We start from the raw sequence: 20,321 nt of genomic DNA on the forward strand, positions 1-20,321 counted from the left end.
TCTATTCCCAATCCACGTTGGTGCGCAAGGCGCCGAGCAACTTGCGCACCGCGACAACGCGGCGACCAGTGGGGGAGTCTGCGTCGAAAGTGTCGAGGACGCATTCGGGGTCGGCGGGAGGACCCATGTGGGTGCAACCGCGCGGGCATTGTTCGACTGCTTCATGGAGGTCTTCAAATACACCGATGACAGTATCGGCATCGACGTGGGCGAGGCCGAAGGATCTGATGCCTGGGGTGTCGATGATCCAGCCGCCTTCCGGCAACTGCAATGCGACGGCCTGCGTCGAGGTGTGGCGACCTTTACCCACGCCGGATACCTCACCGGTTTCGCGTGCCGCGGAGGGCACTAGGCGGTTTACCAACGTCGATTTGCCTACCCCAGAATGCCCAATGGTCGCAGAGATAGCGCCGTGGGTGAATTCTTGCAGTGGCTCGAGTGGATCTTCCACACCGCACACCACCACAGGAACGTTGAGGGCTGCGAACTCGGAGGCGAACTCGGTGGGGTCTGCGAGGTCAGATTTGGTCAGGCAGATCACGGGCTGAAGATTGCCCACGAATGCAGCTACGAGGGCGCGTTCGACAAAACCTGCGCGTGGCGCGGGATCGGCAACGGCGCAGACGATGAGCAGTTGCTGCGCGTTGGCAACAACAATGCGCTCGTAAGGATCGGTGTCATCTGCAGTTCGCCGTAACACGCTGCTGCGCTCTGCGAGTTTCACAATGCGCGCAAGAGAGCCTGGCCGTCCTGAGGTATCACCAACAATTCCTACTCGATCGCCAACTTCCACGGGTGTGCGTCCCATTTCGCGGGCGCGCATACACACCACTGGTGTTTCCTGACCGTCAAGGACAACACCCCAGCGTCCGCGGTCTTTGGTCACAACCATGCCGAATTCAGCGTTGTCATGCTTCGGGCGGTCTTTCGTACGGGGGCGTGAGCCTTTGCCAGGGCGTACACGTACGTCGGATTCATCCCATTGGCGACGAGAGTTTCTGCGTGCCATCGACCTAGCCTCGCACCATCGTATGCCACATATCGGCAAAACCAGGCAGAGTCTTCGACGTCGTGTCAATGTCGTCAACCTGGACACCGCCAACAACGAGGCCGATGATGGCACCTGCAGTAGCCATTCGGTGATCCGCATAGGAATGCCACGTCCCGCCATGAAGCGTACTGGGCGTGATGTGGAGGCCGTCGGCAAGCTCGGTACATGAGCCACCAATACCTGTGATTTCTTTAGTCAACGCCGCTAGCCGATCAGTCTCATGCCCACGCAGATGAGCGATTCCCACCAACTTCGAAGGTGTTGTGGCAAGAGCCGCCAGAGCTGCAACAGTGGGGGTGAGCTCACCAATATCGGACATGTCGAGAGAAATTCCCTTCAGCTGACCGCGCTCCGGGCCAGTTACACGCAGATCAAAACTCGAACCTCGAGAAATCATCTCAACGGTGCAGCCCATACGACTTAAAATATCGCGGATCACGTCGCCGGCTTGGGTCGTGCGCTGTGGCCAATCCGGAATGGTGACCGTTCCACCGGTCACGGCTGCCGCTGCGAGAAACGGCGTGGCATTGGAGAGATCGGGTTCGATGTTCCAAGTTCGAGCTTCTACGTCACCTGGTTCTACTCGCCATTCGTTTTCTACAGAATTATCCACCTGCACACCAGCAAGACGTAGCATATCAACAGTCATCTCAATATGCGGCAGGCTTGGCAACTTGCCGCCAATATGCCGCACGGTCAGTCCGGTGCGATAGCGTGCGCCGGCAAGCAAAAGTCCCGAGACAAACTGGGAGGATCCGGACGCGTCGATGTCGACGACACCGCCGGCGGGCTGTCCGGAGGCTTCCACATGGAAGGGGAGCTGGGTGCCGGTAACTGTTACCCCCAGAGTGCGAAGGGCATCGAGGATTTCTCCCATGGGGCGAGTGCGTGCTTGCACATCTCCGTCAAAGAACACACTGCCATGCGCTAATGCAGCTATGGGGGGAACAAAACGCATAACTGTTCCGGCCAGGCCGCAGTCGATGGTGGCGCTGTGGAAAGGCGCGGGGGTGACGTGCAGCGATGTGGATGCAGCGCCGTGATTGGGGTCGTCGAAACGCACGCTAGCACCTAGGGCGGTGAGTGCGCGGATCATTAGGTCGGTGTCTCGTGAACGTAGCGCCCCGTTTATCTGTGCTGGGCGATGAGCGATCGCGGACAAGATAAGCGCGCGGTTGGTCATCGACTTAGACCCCGGAACCCGTACGGTTGCATGTACCGCATTGGTTGGGGTTGGTGCGTCCCACAATTGTGCCATTCCTCCATAATAAAGACATGTGCGGACGCTTTGTTTTGTTTACTACCGACGAGTCGCTATTGGGACACCCAGCGCTGCGGATTTTTCACAGCATTCATGCGCCGAAAGGTATGCCACCGGCGCGCTATAACATCGCTCCAACCACGATCATTCCGGTTCTTAGGGTGGGAACAACACCAACGGAGGTCGTGATTGAGCCAGTACGTTGGGGGCTGATTCCTGTATGGAAGCGCGAGGTCACGTCACCACCGTTGTTTAATGCGCGGGCAGAAACAGTGACTACCAAACCGAGTTTTCGTCAGGCGTTTCGTACTCAACGGTGTGCGATCCCCATGGACGGCTACTACGAGTGGCACAACGAGAAACCATATTGGATTACTACTGGTGCACCCACATGGGTTGCCGGTCTGTGGGATAGCGGTGCTGGCATGCTTTCAGCGACGATGATAACCACTGATTCCGTTGTGCCTTTGGACTGGCTGCATCACCGCATGCCGAGGTTTTTAAACAACGACGAGCTCGCCGTATGGCTGCGTGGCAGCGCCGACGAGGCCAGTGGACTTCTTACTCCCGGCGATGCATCCGCCTTTCATACGAGCCCAGCTGACCCCAGCGTGGGAAATATCCGAAACGACTACCCAGAGCTTATCGACGCCCCCACGGATCTATTCAGCCTGTAAATCCGCGAAACTTCCGTCAACAACGCGGATAAGATCTTCGCCACTGAGTTCCACATCAAGACCGCGTTTGCCGCCGGAAACAAAAATCGTGTCAAACAAAATGGCCGTCTCATCTACCACAGTGGGCAACGGGTGCTTCTGACCAATAGGAGAAATACCGCCAGGAATATAACCTGACGACTTAGCGGCGTCGTGTTGATCCGCCATCGTGGCTTTTGACGCGCCCAACGCAGCCGCTACCTTTTTCAAGCTCAACTTTGAGGTCACCGGAATACATGCCACCGCAAGTTGACGCTTGGGTCCTTTACCTGCAGTTAAATCGATGACCAGTGTTTTAAAAATCCTATTCGAATCTACGTCGAGTGCCGCAGCTGCGGCGTCACCAAAATGGTCTGTGCCACCTTCAAAAGTAGACACCGAATGCTCGATACCCGCAGCTTCCAACACAGCGAGTGCAGGTGTAGCACCGGACGGCTTTTTCTTGCTCATTTATGCCTCCTACTAGAATGGTTTTAACCATATCTAAGGAGACCAGTGGCTACGAAAACAAGCGACCTTGACGCACGTTTCAAGCGTGACGCGCTACCGTTGCTCGATCAACTCTATGGTGGCGCACTCCGGATGACGCGTAACCCAGCAGACGCTGAGGACCTAGTCCAAGAAACTTACGCTAAGGCATATCAAGCCTTCAATAGCTTTAGCGAGGGGACCAACCTCAAAGCATGGCTGTACCGCATTATGACCAATACGTATATCAATTCGTATCGGAAAAAGAAGCGCCAGCCTACGCAGCAATCTTCTGAAGATGTGACCGATCATCAGCTACTGGCCACGTCCTCCCATGAATCAGTCGGTTTAGAATCCGCTGAGGTGGAAGCCTTGAAAAACCTTCCTAATCAGCGGATTGCCCAAGCCATGAACGACCTCAGTGAGGACTACCGCATGGTCGTTTACTACGCAGACGTTGAGGGGTTGGCATACAAAGAGATCGCAGAGATCATGGGTACCCCACTGGGAACCGTGATGAGTCGACTCCATCGTGGAAGAAAACAGTTGCGTGAGGCGTTGAAAGACGTGGCGCAAGAACACGGAATTGCGGTTGAGGATAAACATGCAGATCACACCACTGATGCTGCAGGAAGGAAGAACAAAGCATGAGCCACGAGGGATGTTCTTGTTCCGAATTACGCGAGTACATGTACGCCTTACTCGACAGGGAGCTTTCTCCAGTCGATTGTGCTCGCCTGCAGGCGCACTTAGCTCAGTGCCCACACTGCGCTGAGATCGTAGAAGCAGAAACCGAACTACGTGGATTGCTAAAACGCTGCTGCTGTGGCATCGCACCAGCTACACTGCGGGAAAAAATCACGTATTCGATCTCCATTACCCAGATCAAATACCAGTAAAGAACTAGTGGCTTAAGGGATCCGTTCCGCCAAGCATCATCTCAAACCGTGCGTAGTCTTCAAGTGAGGCGAAATGGCGAGAATACAGATCGCAGTCTTTATCGACGTATCCGTAAAGAGCTGGGGCGACGTCGATGATGTGGCGCAGTGTTACTGTAGGATCTGAGTCTTGCGCTGCGTCTTTGGGGGTTTCTTCTTCGTGTGCGCGCTTTTCCACTAATTTGTGAGCAGCTTCTTCCGAATCTGCATAGACAATATAGAAATCTTCGCGGAAAAAGTTGTTGTTCTCTTCTGGTGAAGTATTTGATTTGGCGAGTTCGAAGATAACAATGCCGACATAAGGTTCCATTTTCTCGTTCACCTATCAATTACGTGTATGTGTTATGGGAATATGCGCCCAAGGTTAGCAAATACGAGAATGAAAAAGCTCGCGATGCAAAGTCCATCTTTCTCCATTATCTGGGAGATGGCCTCGAATCGCGAGCTTTGTTGTGCTCTTAATGGCTTAAGAGTTAGGGCGCTTACCGTGGTTAGCCTTGTTCTTACGACGGTCCTTGCGCTTACGTCCACGCTTGCTCATAGCGGTGCTCCTTATAGGTTGCAGAAAATGTCAATATCGAAACACCACCTTAGTGGGTGAGGAGGTGACTCGGAAAATCGGTGGGGAAACCCCACAGGGGGGTAATAGCTATGCGGTAGCGCGTGCGCGACCACGGCCGCGGTTCTTACGGCGCTTGAGCGCGCGACGCTCATCTTCGCTCATACCGCCCCACACGCCGGCATCCTGGCCGGTTTCCAATGCCCATGCGAGGCACTGGGAGGTAACTGGGCAGCGGTTGCACACTACTTTTGCTGCAGCGACCTGTGCCAACGCTGGGCCAGAGTTGCCGACAGGGAAGAAGAGCTCGGGATCTTCATCGCGACAAACGGCTTTATGGCGCCAATCCATTGTGGTCTCCTAAAATCACTACACGTTTAACAGGGCACGTTGAGGGCATACGAAACTCACATTCCGACAGTTGTCGGATGGGGAAGGTGGCAGAATCACGCAAAGACTCACGTCATGGATGCTGAGTGGGTGCGGTGGGGTTCTTTGTATGCCTCAAAGGTGGGCGGGAAACACATGTTCTCGCCTGAGGTACTTGAAAATAATGGCATGTCCGCTCGCGCTTGGGAAGAGTTAACGCTTAAAAGTGTTAAGAATCACATGTTGGAGGAGGGTTGTCGTCAGTCTCAATGCGGAATACTGGCGAGTTACTTAAGGGGAATTGGAGAATCAAAACCTTGCTTCCAGTGGTTTTGGGTTCCATCTTTTGGTCTATGTGTGGGGTGGTTGCTTGGGGTGGGTCAAATCGCAGATTCGGTAACCCCCAAATGTGTAGCACTGGGCTCAGGTCGGGTGGGGCGAATTTCTTAGTGAAAATTAATTGATTTAGATAGGGCTACGTTAAGGAAGTAGTAGATAAAAGGGGTAAAAAGTCGAGCTGTAAGAACGAATAACACGTTGGCGATGTAAAAAGTTGTGTGCAATGGGCTTGTGGTTAAGGAACTCCGATGGCTGCTGCACTACACTCTTCACGGTGAGCAGCGAACAAAAAGAATCCAACGACCCCTATGGCAATGCATCGCTAGGTACTCTTCCGCCTACGACGATTCGAAATGCTGGGATTATTGCTATCGTGCAGTCCGCTATCGGACTCGGCTTTGCTGTATTCCTCGTTTTGCGAAGCATCACCGGCGCGCCCGAAGAATCCATTGTGTACGAAACTGATACTGCAGTCACTTCGGTTGGGGTGGGCACAGCGATATTTTTTGTGATCGTATTTGGCACTGTCATCGCAGGTGCGATCATGATGATGCGCGGAAAGCGTTGGGGTCGTGGCCCCGTCATCATGCTGGAAATTCTATTGCTACCTATCGGCTTCTACATGATTAATGGCCACGCCTTGCTTCTGGCTGTGGTGACATGCGCTTCGGCGATAGTAACCCTTGCGTACTTGTTCAGTCCCCGTTCGCTCGATTGGGCTGCGCGAAACTACTGACGGAAAATGACTACTTGGTCCCCGCGTTTTTCCACGATGTGGGGTTCCGCAATGCCCATCGATACAAAGCCGGTATAGCCGCCGCGATCGACTGGGATAGTGCGTATTACTTGCCCAGACATAGGTTCGATCTCGGTCCACCCTTCGGCCGTGGGATAAGCCATGTGAGCTCCGAGGCTGATTCCGGTGCCTACGGCGTCGGGAAGTTCCCGCTCTACAGCGAGGGTGTCGGGGCGCATTAAATACAGTGTGTGATTGTGGTACCACGTGATGTAATGCGTTAAATCGGCAACGAGCGGCGCAGTATTCGTGATCTCTGGGGCTTGGGGGATCTCATGGCGCGCGACTTCGTGCCCATGCGCGTCGAAGCTAATAATCGCAGGCGTGGGGGAGTTTACGGCTACTGCAGCGCCTGTTTGTCCCACCGCAACAACATGAGCGGTGGTGTTGCCGAGATCAATATCTTGAGTAATTTCTGGTTGCCGAGAATCTTCCGGCGTCGTTTTTTGCAGACGTAACCACGATGAGCCTTCGCAGGAATCCACAACGGCCAACAGATCTTTTCGAGTCAGTGCAGAAGTAATGCTGCAGTCTTCGTGTGGCTGTTGGTGGGCCTCCTGCTTAATGGGGACGTCACCGTATTCCACGGTGCGTACTAAATCAGAACGCCACAGCTCCACGCGCTGGTCGGAGACGATACCGACACGATCGTTGGACATAATAGGTGAGACATTTTCGCTTGCTGACGCACTCCTTGTTGCCGAGTACTGTCCTGAGCTAGCGGATACTGCTACCACATCGCCACAGCCGCGACCCGTCTTATATGTCATCACCACGTCGCCCCACGCTTGAGCTAGCGAGCACAGTGGTACGTCGCGGGAATAGCTCCACACCGTGCTGCCATCATCGGGGTCGATTGCGGTTACTGTCGTGTTCTTATAAGAAATCACTAGGCCTTCGGCAATGATCGGCCGCGGTGACCATGGATCTGCTGGAAGCGTTTTTACAGGAGTTGCTTCGGCGGGCAATGCAGGAAGTGCACGGGGTACGACGTAGGAATCCTGCGCAGAATCTGCTTGAGATGATGCAGGCGTGAGGTGCGAATGTCTCGCGGGTGCAGTCGCCCATACGCTGGCCACTGCGCCTACACACATCATCGAAATGATTGCTGTGGCAACATAGTCGCGCCGGCTGCCTTGTAGTGCGCCTGTCTTACGGCTCCTACAGCGAGGTTTTTCCTGGCCGGATGGTTTCATGAGCGCTTTCCAGATTTGTTGCTGGGGCGGCGTTGTGAGCGTGGCGAACGGCTCTTATCAAACTTGCGGGATCCCACCGCTGTACGGGAGCGTCCTACAGAATCGGTGGCGGTATCGGGGATATTGAGTGCTTGGAATAGCTCAGGTGAGGTGGAAAACCATTGGGGTGGCTCGGGCTGGCCGAGGTTGAGTTCGTCGTTAATCAACTGCCATTTAGGTAGCTCGTCGTAACCTACGAGTGTGACTGCGGTTCCGGTATGTCCCGCACGTCCAGTGCGGCCGATGCGGTGTACATAGGTCATCGGATCGTCGGGCGTTTGGTAGTTGATCACGTGGGTGACGTCGTCAATGTCGAGGCCACGGGCTGCCACATCTGTTGCCACCAAAATGTGGGCTTTGCCGGTGCGGAAGGCATCGAGGGAGGCTTCTCTGGCTGATTGGCCTAGATCGCCGTGAACGCCGGCGACACGGAACCCTCGTTGCGCTAAGTCGTCCGCCAGTTCAGCGGCGGTGCGCTTGGTGCGGGCGAAGATAATAGTTTTTCCACGGCCTTCCGCCTGCAAAATGCGTGCGGTGACCGCTGACTTATCCATCCGATGAGCTTGGAAAATTACCTGTGTGGTCGATGCATGGGTTTGTGCTGCCCCAGTATCTTCGGCACGGATATGTACAGGTTGGTGCATAAAAGTGCGAGCTAGCGTGACCACGGCACCTGGCATCGTTGCTGAGAAGAGCATTGTTTGATGAGGGTGCGTCAACGCGGCAAGCAACTTCTCGATGTCGGGGAAAAACCCCAGATCAAGCATCTCGTCGGCCTCGTCAAGGACTAATACGGCCACATGATCGAGTGCAAGGTTGCCACGTTGATAAAGATCAATGAGGCGGCCTGGGGTGCCCACCACTACATCGACACCGGACTCTAATTGCGCAATTTGTTCCTCGTAGGGGCGGCCGCCGTAAATTGTGGCCACCGTGATGGGGATATTGCGAGACAATAGTTTGAGATCGTCGCCTACCTGGTGGGCGAGTTCACGGGTAGGGACAACGACGAGTGCACGTGGGGTGCCGTCAAGCTCTGCAACGTCTGCTGCATCAAAAACGCGATCGATGAGTGGAACACCGAATCCATAGGTTTTGCCCATGCCTGTCCGTGCTTGGCCGATCAAGTCACGGCCATCCAAAGCAATAGGTAGCGTGAGCTCCTGAATGGCAAAAGTTCGCTTCACGCCTACGGATGCCAAGGCGTCGGTAATTTCTCGGGCGACGCCCAACTCTACGAAGGTCGGTTGTACAGATGCTTCAGACACACCACTGATACTAACGGGTTTACCTAGGTATCGTCTCGCTCGGGGGTCGAATCTGTGGGGGAGTAGGCACGCATCACAACGTCACGGAAGTTCAACAATGCGAACAAGCGGGGAGCTAGGGATTTCCGCAGGGATATGCCTAGCTTTGAGGTGGAGCTGGGGTGGAATCAACGAGCAGACTATGATGTTGTGAGATCTGTACTTCAACCGAGGCTCTCTAACTCACGTTAGGCCGAAACAAGAGGAGACTAAAATATATGGACATTAAGATCGGTTTTTCAGACTCGCCTCGTGAGCTCGTGGTTTCTAGCCGCGAAGACCATAACGAGATTGTCGATCGTATCCACAATGCCTTGCGCGATGCCGAGGGCGTGCTTGACCTTGTCGACGACCACGGCAACCGTTACCTAGTGCGTAATGCTCGAATCGCCTACGTAGAGGTAGGCTCCACCGCTCCTCGCACCGTCGGATTCGCGGGAGCATAATTGTGACCGACCCACACGCTGAAAGCTTCTTTGTAAGATTTGCCCGAGACTACGGCTGGCGCGCCTACGCCATCCCTGTACTCGCGGTTATCACCGTGTGGGTGCTTATCGACGTCTTCCGCACCCCAGCGGAAACCACGTCCACAGCAACTGTCGGCGGAGCTCCTACCGCCACCGCAACATCAGCGCAGGAAAAAGGGCCAGATCCTGCACAACAAAACCGTCCTGATATCGCCATCACGGAATTACCATCAGGCCCAGAATTTACCGAAAAGGGCGAAGGAACCTACCGCACGGTAGGAAACGCAGGAGCCCACGCGGGCAAAGACCGTGACAAAGTGTTTACCTACGTCATCGAGGTAGAAAACGGAATTAACACCGCCGCCTATGGCGGTGACGATGCCTTCGCTGCAATGGTCGATGCCACCTTGACTAACCCGAAAAGCTGGACACACGATAAGCGCTTTGGTTTTGAACACGTGGATGCCAGCGCAGTAAAAGACCCAGATCTTCGCATCCAGTTGTCCTCCGTTGACACCACGCATGGCCTGTGTGGAAATAACATCGCAATGGAAACGAGCTGCTTCTATGGAATAGGCAACCGCGTTGTGATTAACGAATCCCGATGGGTGCGTGGCGCAAAACCTTTCCAAGGTGATCTCGGCGCCTACCGTCAGTACCTGATCAACCACGAGGTAGGGCATGGAATTGGATTTACCAACCATGAACCATGCGGCAAAAACGGTGAGCTCGCGCCCATCATGATGCAACAAACCCTCTCCTTATCTAACTCAGAGTTGTTTGCCATCGACGCGAATGAAATCTATAACGACGATGGAGCCGTGTGTTCGGCCAACCCATGGCCGTATCCATTCGCCTAACCCCTCCTAGAAAGAGCAACCAATGGAACTGCAGCAGCTGCCACAACATGTTCGCGATGCCTTCCATGCCCCTAATACGACTCCCCGTCAGCTCGGTGTCGCATGGGACTACGGCTGGCGCGTAGGCAACGTGGCATTTAGCCAAGTAATCCATCCCGATCGCTCTGCTTGGTCAGCGCGAGTACGCGATAAACTCCACCCCCAAGGTCTACGAGTTGTACGTCCGCTGAAATCTACAGACGGGCGCTACATCAACGCAGGTTGGCGCGCAAATTCCTTCGAGGAAGGTACGCTTGCGCGCCGGGTAGATGAAACTGTAGTTGCCGCCCTGCGCCTCGACACCGCCCTTGCTGACATTGATGTTCCTGATTCTTTTTCGGAACCAGATAGTCACGATCTGTTTTCGCTAGCAGACCATAGTGCGTGGGCTCCAGATCCAATGGTGGCACTGGGGGTCACCCCGGATACGGAAGCGGTGTTTCTTAACCCTGCTCAGCTGACAGCCCAGAGATTGTTGCCAAAGATTGTTCTTTTGCTTCGAGATATTGACGCACCAATCCAAGTGACCCACGCTGATATGTTTGCCACCACTATCTACTCCGGTAATCAAATGCCGGTGGTTACTGACCTAGTGGGGGTAGCTCGACCTTATGGCTACACTGCTGCTGTGTGCATAGTTGATGCCCTCTTGGCTGGCGCAGTAGACGAGGGGATAATCGATCGCTTTTCGCACATACAGCGCCGTGACCAGCTATTATTGCGCGCTTTGGTTTATCGTATAGCCGTGCATGCGTTGCATCCAGAATCAACTTCGAACACAGGTACGAATTTAGAGTGGGTGTCTCAAACCATAATGTCACGTGCCTCTGTCACACTATGAGGCATGGATGCGTTTTCTACTCCACAGGACTCACCGACTACATCAGTACAAGTCGTAGGCGAAGACCTCACAGCTGGTATTCCGCCATTACAACAGAGCTTTGTTTACGCTCAACATCCACGAGTAGAAATCGTATATAACGATCACACTGAGCCCATTCGGGAATGGGACAATCAGCTCTTTAAAGAACAACGCGGCACTTGGCGGGTGACTGGTGCTGCAGGCGCAGGCGTGAGTACCTTGCTTATGGATACCGTCGCAGAGCGTATCCGCCGCGGTGTATCACCCGAATCCATCATTGTGGTGGCAGCATCTAGGGAGTCCGCAGCACGCCTAAGAGCCGGTATCGCGCATCGGATCGCCGATGGTTCTTATACGTCACCATCATCCTTGGTACGTTCAGTGCACTCCTTAGCTTTTGCATTATTGCGATCGCTTAGCGGCGATCAGCTGCGTCTGATCACAGGTGCCGAGCAAGATGCGGTGATTCGAGAGCTACTGCAAGGACATGTGGACAACCCCTCATTGGCAGCGATGTGGCCTGCTGAAGCACGTCAAGCACTTGGACTCATCGGTTTTGCACGTGAAGTCCGTGATTTTCTTCTCCGCAGCGGAGAGCGGGGATTAGAACCAGAAGATCTCGAAGAATTAGGAGCCAGGTATGGGCGCCCAATGTGGGCTTCGGCTGGCAAATTTATGCGCGAATATCAGCAAGTGATGAATTTGGGCGGTACCCATAGCCTGAATGCCTCTGAGCTGGTCAGCAAACTTTTGCGCTTTGACATTCCTGATATGGGGTGGCGCACCATCATCATTGACGACGCACAACATCTTGACCCCCAATCAGCGCAACTGCTCCAAACACTCATGCGCTATACAGATTTCACCGTGATCGCAGGAGATCCACAGCAGTCGGTGTTCCATTTCCGTGGCGCCAGCCCAGAATTTTTACTCCATGCCCCAGTCGACCATGAGCTGACCTTATACTCCAGTTTTCGTCAGCCTACTGTAGAAGCCAAAGTTCTAGGAAGCACAGGAGATCAGTCAGAATTCGTTGCGGATCTTTTGCGCCGATCACATTTATTAGAAGGCATTCGCTGGAATAATATGGCTGTAATCGTTCGTTCCACCGCGGATATTCCATCGTTACGACGAGCACTGCTATCTGCTGGTGTCCCAGTACAAGAGGATCCCTCGGACATCATCTTGAGTGAACAACGAATCGTGTCGGCATTGATTCTCGCAGTTCGTGCGATCTATCAAGAGCTATCAGCTCAAGAACTCGAAGAATTGGCCTTAGGCCCTATCGGTGGTGCAGACACCGTGACGTTGCGCCGTCTGTTCCGCGGGCTCAGAAAAGCCGAAATGCACGCTGGTGGGAATCGTCGTGCTATCGAGATCATGCGTGAGCTGATCGATCCCAAAGAGTCTGAAGAACAAACCCAACTGCGAGAGCAAGTAGAGGCAGTTCTCACAGACCGAGAACTTGCAGTGGTGGATAAAATTCGGGCTGTTTTAGTACGCGGTGCGCAACCTGGCAGCGTGGAAGAAATCCTTTGGGAGATTTGGGATGCCTCCGCATTATCATCCCATTTACAAACCGTCAGCCTGCGCGGAGGAGTGCGCGGTGCACAGGCTGATCGCGATCTTGACGCCGTCATGGCGTTATTCGACGCAGCTGGTGACTGGGTTGAACGTCGACCGACCGCCTCTATCACGTCTTTTGTTCGTCATATTGCAGAACAAGAACTTCCTACCGGTGTTCGTGACCGACGCCTTGCTACTGCCGACGCGGTGCGAATCGTCACTGCCCACGGATCGCTCGGACAGCAGTGGCACACAGTCATCGTCGCAGGTGTTCAAGAAGGAACGTGGCCATCGTTGCAGGAAACTGGCACCTTATTTGGCCAAGAAGACCTGATCGACCTAATAGACTCTGGGATCGAGCCCAATACCTACATTTCTCGCTCCGCAGAAAAACTAAAAGAAGAAAAACGGCTCTTCCACGTAGCTCGTACTCGAGGAACCCATCGCGTTGTGATCACCGCAGTGGAATCTCCAGAATCGGATACTGCTGCCGAGCCTTCGCGCTTTTTACAAGGAATCGCAGAATCAAAAGAACAAGGCCCAACAGACCCTGAAACCGCAAGCGTTCAATCCGAGATTGATACTGAAACCGTCCATCTCGATCAATATGTCCGTCTGCTCAGCGTTCCTTCGATTGTTGCCGAATTACGCCGTGAGTTAGCCAATCCAGATTCGCCTCAGCGACGTCGTGATCAGGCCGCACGCCAACTTGCGCGCCTAGCACTCCATCAAGTTCCAGGTGCCCGGCCTGAACAGTGGTGGGGATTTGGTGGGCCATCAGAAACGACATCATTAGACATCAGTAAGGTGTCCCCCTCGTTGATCGAGAATGCCTTGCTCTGTCCACTGCGAGCGCGGCTGGAACGATTGGTAGAAGAAGAAAATACGCCGATTCACATGCTCAAGGGCACCCTTGCGCACGCATTCGCCGAAGCCGTTGGTAGGGGAGTAGACCCTAACGAAGCAGAACAGCTTGTAACCCAAGCATTCGAAGCGCTACTGGATGCACCAGCGTGGAGCCTTCCACACCATATGTCGCAATGGTCCACCATGCTGCAACGGCTAGCTCACTGGATCGATGTATCGCACACTCAGCGTGAGCTCGTGGGTGTAGAAGTACCTGTCAACGTTGCGGTTGCACCAGGAGTGGAATTGCGAGGACGCATTGACCGCCTGGAAAGAAACGATGCTGGGGAATTCCACATTGTCGATTTTAAAACCGGAAAACAAGCCGTAACTAAAGACGAAGCCAACGAGAACAAACAACTTTTGGCGTATCAGCTAGCTCTTCATCGCGGAGAGCTGATGCAGCGAAACGGTGAACCGGCAATTAGCACCACGGCAGAACAACTAGGACTGACTGTCGACCAAGCGGTACTGGTATACCCCGCAACAGACACAAAAACTGTGACGACGAGGGAACAAACCCCAAAGGATTCAGAAGAACTAGAAAAGTTTTCTGCGACGTTGCCAGCACTGCTAGAAAGCTTGTCTGGGCCCCAGCTCGTTGCACGAATAAATACACGATGCGATCAATGCAAAATCAAAACGATGTGCCCAGTTCAGCCGGAAGGAAAGATGATCCCAGAATGCTAAGCCCTCAAGAACTCTCGCGCGCACTGGGACAAAAATTTCCACCAACGCCGCAACAAGCAGACGTTATTAGCTCACCCCTTGCCCCCACACTCGTGGTTGCTGGAGCAGGTGCAGGAAAAACGGAAACGATGGCTGCCCGAGTGGTGTGGCTCGTGGCTAGTGGACTCGTCGACCCTGATCGTGTTTTAGGACTCACCTTCACGCGTAAAGCAGCACAGCAGCTATCCAAGCGAATTCGTGATCGGCTTGAGCAATTGGCGGGAATTGAGAACCTGCGAGATCTGGACCCGACAGGCGCATTAGCAACCAAACTAGAAACGATCGCTCCCACGGTATCTACCTACGACTCCTACGCGGGACGATTAATTAGCGAATACGGTCTATTGCTGCCAGTGGAGCCATCATCACGCTTGATTTCGCAAACGGAGCTATTCCAAATTGCGCATTCGATAGTGTCTGCTCACACGGGTGCACTCAATACCTCGAATTCACCCAATACGGTGACCTCCACGCTGATGTCTTTGGTCTCGGAGATGGACAACCACATGGTGTCGCCCACAGACATCGAAGAAGAATCAGCGGCATTTCTTGCCATGATCGAAGACGTCGAAGCAACAAGTAAACGGGCCCCAAGCAAAGAGGTGTACAAATGGCGAGATACACAGGTGCTGCGCAATGAACTACTGCCACTAGTTCAACAGCTAAAAACATATCTAGCTGACAACCACCTCATGACCTTTGGCGAGCAAATGTCTTTAGCAGCCCGCCTCGCTGCAGAAAATCCACAGGTGGGAGCGTCGCAACGCAATAGGTATCAGATCATCATGCTTGATGAATACCAAGATACTGGCCATGCGCAGCGTGTTTTGCTCAAAAGCCTATTTGCTGGCACCGCGGTTACCGCAGTTGGTGACCCCATGCAATCTATTTACGGATGGCGTGGTGCCACTGCAGCCAACCTCGAAAGGTTCCTTACAGACTTCGGAAGTAACGGTTCTCCCGCCACCAAAAAAGAACTCACCGTGTCGTTTAGAAATCCTCCCGAGGTCCTCGACTTAGCTAACCGAGTATCTCGGGAACTGCTGGGTGTACCCGAAGATCCGCGACGACCAGTGCAACCTCTCGAGCCAGGTCCTGCAGCATTAAACGGCACAGTGAGATTGGGGTTTTTCCCATCGATGGACGAAGAGCGATCCTATGTTGCTGATCATTTAGCTCAAGCATATGAACAACACGATGGGGATCATCCCTTTACTGCGGCTGTGCTTGTTCGCAAACGCAAGCACTCGGCGGCAATTGCTCTGGAATTACAACAACGCGGCGTCCCAGTAGAAATTGTTGGACTCGCAGGACTACTCGGTATTCCAGAAGTTGCGGATTTAGTAGCTATTGCCACATTGTTGGTGCGTCCTTACGATACTCAAGCCGCTATGCGTATTTTGGCAGGGCCCAGCGTAGGACTTGGTATGGCGGACCTCATGGCTTTGAGCGATCGCGCCTACAACCTCAGTGGCCGAGATCGACGTGCCACAACGGAATTATCGCGTGACCCTCTCGAACGGTTAAAACAGATCATTGCCGATACAATTCCCAGTGACCAAGATTCTATAGTGGGTCTTGCAGAAGCAGTGGCTGACCTCGATGAACGCCTCGACAGCAGCGATGGTCCACGATATAGCGCCAAAGGTAGCGAGCGACTCCGCACACTAGCGGCACGGCTGCGCTATCTACGCACCAATAGCTTGAGCAACTCATTACCGGACCTCTTTGCCGATATTGAACGAGTATTTGGCATACGCACAGAGGTCCTACAACGAGAAGATCCCCGTAGCGATGGTGCAACCGGCACCGCACATCTCGATCGGTTCGCCGAGGTTGTCCAAGATTTCTCTCGTATTCCAGGTGCCAACTTGAGTTTGCTATTGGACTACCTTTTACTGGCAGAATCCGAAGAAAATGGGTTAGAACCTGGCGAAGTACAAGTGACTGCTGACCGAGTACAGATCCTCACCGTGCATAAAGCCAAAGGCCTAGAATGGCAGCATGTTGCCGTCTTACACGCTGATGCCAACACCTACGTGGCCAAAGCGTCGACATGGCTCAACAATGCTTCTGCCGTGCCTTCAGCACTTCGCGGAGATGCCAAAGGCGACGAGGATCTCGTAGGCGCACCCGTTTTTGAAATCGACACCCCAGAAACTGCAGCGGAACTAGCAAAAGCTGGAAAAGCGCATATTGCTGATTTCAAACAAGTGGCTGCGGAAGAAAACGCACGTCTTTTTTACGTCGCAATTACTCGAGCAGAACAACAAGTACTTGTCACAGCTTCTGCCGATCCTTCAAAAAAACATCCAGTCCTGCCTTACGAATACCTCACTATGCTGCGCAACGATTTCCCTGACAGCGTAGAAGAATGGCATGAACGTGGTGAAGCAGAAGACTATGTGCCACCAGCGCCTCAAGAAGCCGTATTCCCGCCGAACTACACCGTTGTCGGCGCAGAAGACGTGTTCGCCGCCATGCAAAAGCAACCAGATCTGATCAACGACAACGATCTGTTTGAACGATGGGAAAAAGAAGTCAGTGCACTCATCGAAGAACACGAGCAACTTTCTGCACCCGTCGTCGCCGTCGATATCGGAGTAGAGCTTACAGCCACAGACATTGTGAACCTTGCAAAGAACCCCGAGAACTTTGCTCAACGCAGACGACGTCCTGTGCCGTTTAAACCAAACTCATACGCCAAGCGCGGTACTGCCTTCCACGAATGGCTAGAAAACCGCTTTGGTGCAGAAGCCTTACTTGATGAAACTGAGCTGCCGGGTATCGGAGAAGAACTTGATGACTCGGACCTCGATAGATTGAAAGAAGCATTCCTAGACAGTGAGTGGGCAGACCGAACCCCAGAACATGTAGAGCACCTCTTTGAGGTTTCCATTGGGCGTCATATTGTCCGTGGGCGCATGGATGCAGTGTTTAAAAACCCCGACGGACGATGGATCGTTGTGGATTGGAAAACGGGACAGCCCCCAACAGACAATCACGAAAAAGAATCAGTGGCCATGCAGCTGGCAGTTTATCGACTCGCATGGGCACGACTCCAAGGAATTGATCTGGATCGAGTCGACGCAGTATTCCACTATGTAGGAAGAAATGTGACATACCGGCCACAACAATTGCCTGATGGGGAAGAACTTGCATTGAAACTAGACCCAAGCGTGTAGTCTTGACTAGCAATTTGGAAAGATTCTAGGAGCACTCAACGAATATGTCGGCAAAGCCATTGCCTAATCGCGAAACCTACAGGTTCCGTGGAAACGACGAGCTCACCGAGCTGCCCGAGCACACACTGCTCAACATTATTCGTATCCCCGGTAACCCCTTGGTCAGCCCTATTCGTCTGATCGCACGGCGATTCGGCTATGCGCTTGCGCTCATCATCATCGTGGCGCTAGTGGTTTATCTCGACGAAGGAGGGTACAGCGAGCACCTGACCTTCATCGATGCGCTGTACTACTCAGCGGTATCGCTATCAACCACCGGCTATGGCGATATAACACCCATTACCCAAAGCGCCCGCTTGCTCAACATTATTATCATTACACCGCTGCGCCTCGCATTCGTGATCCTCTTAGTCGGTACCACCTTGTCGGTGCTGACAGAAGAATCACGTCGTGCATGGAAGATTCAACGCTGGAGAAAACGAATGCGTAACCACACAGTTGTTATCGGATACGGAACCAAAGGCCGCTCGGCCATTGCGGCACTGCTGGCAGATGGTGTAGCCCCCAAAGACATTGTGGTAGTTGATACCGACAGTGTCGCATTAGAAGCCGCAAACAATGCTGGACTCGTCACCGTGAATGGTTCGGCTACTAAATCGGAAGTGCTCAAACTCGCTGGCGTTCCTAAAGCAAAAGCAGTGGTCGTAGCCCCCAATATTGACGATACTGCCGTGCTGGTTACGCTATCTGTACGAGAGCTTTCCCCCAGTGCATGGATTGTTGCAAGCGTGCGTGAATCGGAAAACCAGCACCTGCTCGAGCAATCAGGAGCTGATTCCGTAGTTATTTCTTCTGAAACCGCAGGTCGCATGTTGGGACTAGCTACCGTAACTCCGTCGGTTGTGGAGATGATGGAAGACCTATTGTCCCCAGACGAAGGCTTCTCTGTTGCAGAGCGTCCCATCGGTGAGGACGAAGTAGGTGCTAATCCACGCCACCTCGCCGACATCGTGCTTGGTGTAGTGCGTTCCGGTGAGCTGTACCGAATTGACTCCCCAGAAGCTGAAACAGTGGAACCAGGCGATCGTCTGCTCTACGTTCGTCGCGTGTTTAGTGAGGATGTTCGCGATTAACACCTGCCTTCGTGTCGACTCTGCAGGACGAGTGCCAGTAGCACACGGCACGCCGGTCACCACCACTCCCTGCCCACGTATCGCTACCTATCCAGTAACCAACAACCGGGGATGCGGACGGAATCTTGGAGGATTCCATTATGAACCGTTCCTACACCAACACGCAGAAGCGCACAGCACTGCGGGTCTACAAACGCACACAATCAGTGACTAAAACAGTCCGCGAACTCGGCTACCCAGGCAGATGGACCCTGTATAAATGGCTACGCGAGCCCAAAACCCCACCACAACCACGTAAACAAGCCAAAACCCTGACCCACTACCCATACGAAGTCAAACTTCGCGCAGTAGAACTTTTCCACAATGGTTGGCGACCAGCTGATATTGCCCAGGAATGCTGCCTGCACACTCACGCCAGCGTCTATGCTTGGGCGCAACGCTACCGTGAGGAAGGACAATGGGGCTTGATGTCGAAAAAAGAACGCGCAGGCCATGGCCGCATCCCTACTAAAGCAGCACTAGAAAAATCATTGCCGGATAATCCAACACAGTTAAAACAGCAGATGGCCACGCTGCTGGTAGAAAAAGCCGTGTTGGAAAAGGAGCTGGAAATTATAAAAAAAGACGTAAGCGTCATCCCCGGTCAGCTGAGTAATAAGCACAAAACCGACGTGGTTGACGCTTTGCGTAGCACGTTTCCATTAGCAATGCTGCTCGCTGCTAGTGGTCTTGCTGCATCCAGTTTCTATTACCACCTGAAAAAACGACGCATGCCTGATAAGCACGCAGCTATTCGCAGCATGGTGCACCGCATCAGTTCTGATTCACATAATACCTATGGTTATCGCCGTATCTGGTGGCAATTACGACATTTAGGCATAACTATCAGTGAAAAAGTAGTTCGCAGGCTCATGCGCGAAGAAGCAATTACGGTGCGGTTTCCGAAGCGGAAGGTGAAATATTCCAGTTATCAAGGAGAAATTTCTCCGGCTCCGCCGAACCTGGTCAACCGTTGTTTTCATGCCACTGCTGCGAATACGTTGTGGCTGACTGATATTAGTGTTTTCGCTGCGAATGAGGGGCGGGTGTATTTGTCTGTGATTATTGATTGTTTCGATGGCAAAGTCGTTGCTGCTAAGACGAGTGTGAATCCCACTATGGAGTTAGCAGAATCTACGCTGCAGGCCGCTATTGATGCTGAGGGTCTTCCACCGGATGGTTCATTAGTGATTCATTCAGATCGTGGTGTGCATTACCGTGGTCGGAGTTGGCATAGTCTGACTGCGAAATATGGCATCGTTCGTTCGATGTCGAAAAAGGGGTGTAGTCCTGACAATGCGGCATGCGAGGGGTTTTTCGGGCGGATGAAAAATGAGATGTATTACGGCAAGAGGTGGCAGACAATCCAAGAGCTTGACGATGCCATTGCTGCTTATATCGAGTTTTATAACAATCATCGCATTAAAGTTAGTCTCAATGGTATGAGTATCGCGCGTTATCGCATGGCTGCGGTAGCGTGAGGTTGAAAGTGTCTA

Annotated in this window: 19 protein-coding genes and 1 pseudogene; 12 read left to right on the forward strand and 8 right to left on the reverse strand. The window is 53.2% G+C overall.

Translation table 11 applies throughout. The features are described from left to right. Position 1: 1 nt before the first annotated feature. Entirely contained in the window at positions 2–1,009 is a 1,008-nt protein-coding gene (gene rsgA, locus ABMV07_RS03580) for a ribosome small subunit-dependent GTPase A (protein WP_196977752.1), read from the reverse strand. A gap of 4 nt (positions 1,010–1,013) precedes the next feature. Next, complete coding sequence (gene aroA, locus ABMV07_RS03585) at positions 1,014–2,309, reverse strand: 3-phosphoshikimate 1-carboxyvinyltransferase (protein WP_197689735.1); 1,296 nt, start codon at positions 2,307–2,309, stop codon at positions 1,014–1,016. Between aroA and ABMV07_RS03590 the strand changes: the two genes are divergently transcribed. Beyond that, positions 2,303–2,989: an SOS response-associated peptidase family protein gene (locus ABMV07_RS03590; RefSeq protein ID WP_197691823.1), complete on the forward strand. Its 687-nt coding sequence runs from the start codon at positions 2,303–2,305 to the stop codon at positions 2,987–2,989. The genes aroA and ABMV07_RS03590 overlap by 7 nt on opposite strands. Here the strand turns inward: ABMV07_RS03590 and ybaK are convergent. Beyond that, positions 2,975–3,478: a Cys-tRNA(Pro) deacylase gene (gene ybaK / locus ABMV07_RS03595; protein WP_197691822.1), complete on the reverse strand. Its 504-nt coding sequence runs from the start codon at positions 3,476–3,478 to the stop codon at positions 2,975–2,977. The genes ABMV07_RS03590 and ybaK overlap by 15 nt on opposite strands. A 45-nt stretch (positions 3,479–3,523) precedes the next feature. Between ybaK and ABMV07_RS03600 the strand changes: the two genes are divergently transcribed. Beyond that, entirely contained in the window at positions 3,524–4,147 is a 624-nt protein-coding gene (locus ABMV07_RS03600; RefSeq protein ID WP_088268145.1) for a sigma-70 family RNA polymerase sigma factor, read from the forward strand. After that, positions 4,144–4,395, forward strand: coding sequence for a mycothiol system anti-sigma-R factor (gene rsrA, locus ABMV07_RS03605; RefSeq protein ID WP_088268147.1), 252 nt, complete (start codon positions 4,144–4,146; stop codon positions 4,393–4,395). Before ABMV07_RS03600 ends, rsrA begins: the two co-directional genes overlap by 4 nt. 4 nt (positions 4,396–4,399) lie before the next feature. Here rsrA and ABMV07_RS03610 read toward each other — a convergent pair whose 3' ends face one another. The 3 genes from ABMV07_RS03610 to ABMV07_RS03620 form a co-directional block, all read right to left on the reverse strand. Further along, entirely contained in the window at positions 4,400–4,744 is a 345-nt protein-coding gene (locus ABMV07_RS03610) for a DUF4288 domain-containing protein (protein WP_088268149.1), read from the reverse strand. Positions 4,745–4,900: 156 nt separating this feature from the next. Then, positions 4,901–4,975, reverse strand: coding sequence for a 50S ribosomal protein bL37 (locus ABMV07_RS03615; protein ID WP_014300525.1), 75 nt, complete (start codon positions 4,973–4,975; stop codon positions 4,901–4,903). 108 nt (positions 4,976–5,083) lie between these two features. After that, positions 5,084–5,344 (reverse strand): WhiB family transcriptional regulator, encoded by a 261-nt coding sequence (locus tag ABMV07_RS03620; protein ID WP_088268151.1) that lies wholly within the window; start codon positions 5,342–5,344, stop codon positions 5,084–5,086. 631 nt (positions 5,345–5,975) lie between these two features. Here ABMV07_RS03620 and ABMV07_RS03625 point away from each other — a divergent pair. After that, entirely contained in the window at positions 5,976–6,437 is a 462-nt protein-coding gene (locus ABMV07_RS03625) for a hypothetical protein (protein ID WP_196977754.1), read from the forward strand. On the opposite strand, the gene ABMV07_RS03630 is transcribed toward ABMV07_RS03625, so the two are convergent. Together ABMV07_RS03630 and ABMV07_RS03635 are read right to left on the reverse strand one after the other, a co-directional pair. Then, positions 6,431–7,693 (reverse strand): PQQ-binding-like beta-propeller repeat protein, encoded by a 1,263-nt coding sequence (locus ABMV07_RS03630; protein WP_088268155.1) that lies wholly within the window; start codon positions 7,691–7,693, stop codon positions 6,431–6,433. The genes ABMV07_RS03625 and ABMV07_RS03630 overlap by 7 nt on opposite strands. Beyond that, positions 7,690–9,000, reverse strand: coding sequence for a DEAD/DEAH box helicase (locus ABMV07_RS03635; RefSeq protein ID WP_088268157.1), 1,311 nt, complete (start codon positions 8,998–9,000; stop codon positions 7,690–7,692). Before ABMV07_RS03635 ends, ABMV07_RS03630 begins: the two co-directional genes overlap by 4 nt. 257 nt (positions 9,001–9,257) lie before the next feature. On the opposite strand from ABMV07_RS03635, the gene ABMV07_RS03640 reads away from it, so the two are divergent. The 8 genes and pseudogenes from ABMV07_RS03640 to ABMV07_RS03675 all read left to right on the forward strand — a co-directional run bounded on the left by ABMV07_RS03640 (position 9,258) and on the right by ABMV07_RS03675 (position 20,306). Continuing rightward, complete coding sequence (locus ABMV07_RS03640) at positions 9,258–9,485, forward strand: DUF3107 domain-containing protein (protein ID WP_004567139.1); 228 nt, start codon at positions 9,258–9,260, stop codon at positions 9,483–9,485. Between the two features lie 2 nt (positions 9,486–9,487). Beyond that, positions 9,488–10,366 (forward strand): DUF3152 domain-containing protein, encoded by an 879-nt coding sequence (locus ABMV07_RS03645; RefSeq protein ID WP_088268159.1) that lies wholly within the window; start codon positions 9,488–9,490, stop codon positions 10,364–10,366. A 22-nt stretch (positions 10,367–10,388) separates the two neighbouring features. Beyond that, positions 10,389–11,246 carry a TIGR02569 family protein gene (locus ABMV07_RS03650; protein ID WP_088268161.1) on the forward strand — a complete coding sequence of 286 codons (858 nt, stop codon included), beginning with the start codon at positions 10,389–10,391 and terminating at the stop codon, positions 11,244–11,246. Between the two features lie 3 nt (positions 11,247–11,249). Next, the gene (locus ABMV07_RS03655) at positions 11,250–14,429 is read left to right on the forward strand and encodes a PD-(D/E)XK nuclease family protein (RefSeq protein ID WP_374064871.1); all 3,180 of its coding nucleotides are present in this window, start codon (positions 11,250–11,252) and stop codon (positions 14,427–14,429) included. Next, positions 14,423–17,653, forward strand: coding sequence for an ATP-dependent helicase (locus ABMV07_RS03660; RefSeq protein WP_374064872.1), 3,231 nt, complete (start codon positions 14,423–14,425; stop codon positions 17,651–17,653). The genes ABMV07_RS03655 and ABMV07_RS03660 overlap by 7 nt, the downstream gene beginning before the upstream one ends. Positions 17,654–17,697: 44 nt before the next feature. Continuing rightward, a complete protein-coding gene (locus ABMV07_RS03665; protein ID WP_004567149.1) occupies positions 17,698–18,786 on the forward strand; it encodes a potassium channel family protein in 1,089 nt (362 codons plus the stop codon). Next, positions 18,773–18,892: pseudogene (locus tag ABMV07_RS03670) on the forward strand (hydrolase); the annotation flags it as partial. The gene ABMV07_RS03665 and the pseudogene ABMV07_RS03670, both read left to right, overlap by 14 nt. A 34-nt stretch (positions 18,893–18,926) precedes the next feature. Beyond that, entirely contained in the window at positions 18,927–20,306 is a 1,380-nt protein-coding gene (locus tag ABMV07_RS03675) for an IS3 family transposase (RefSeq protein ID WP_010934530.1), read from the forward strand. The last annotated feature ends 15 nt before the right edge of the window (positions 20,307–20,321 follow it).

The organism is Corynebacterium belfantii (assembly GCF_041898185.1).
Lineage (GTDB): Bacteria > Actinomycetota > Actinomycetes > Mycobacteriales > Mycobacteriaceae > Corynebacterium > Corynebacterium belfantii.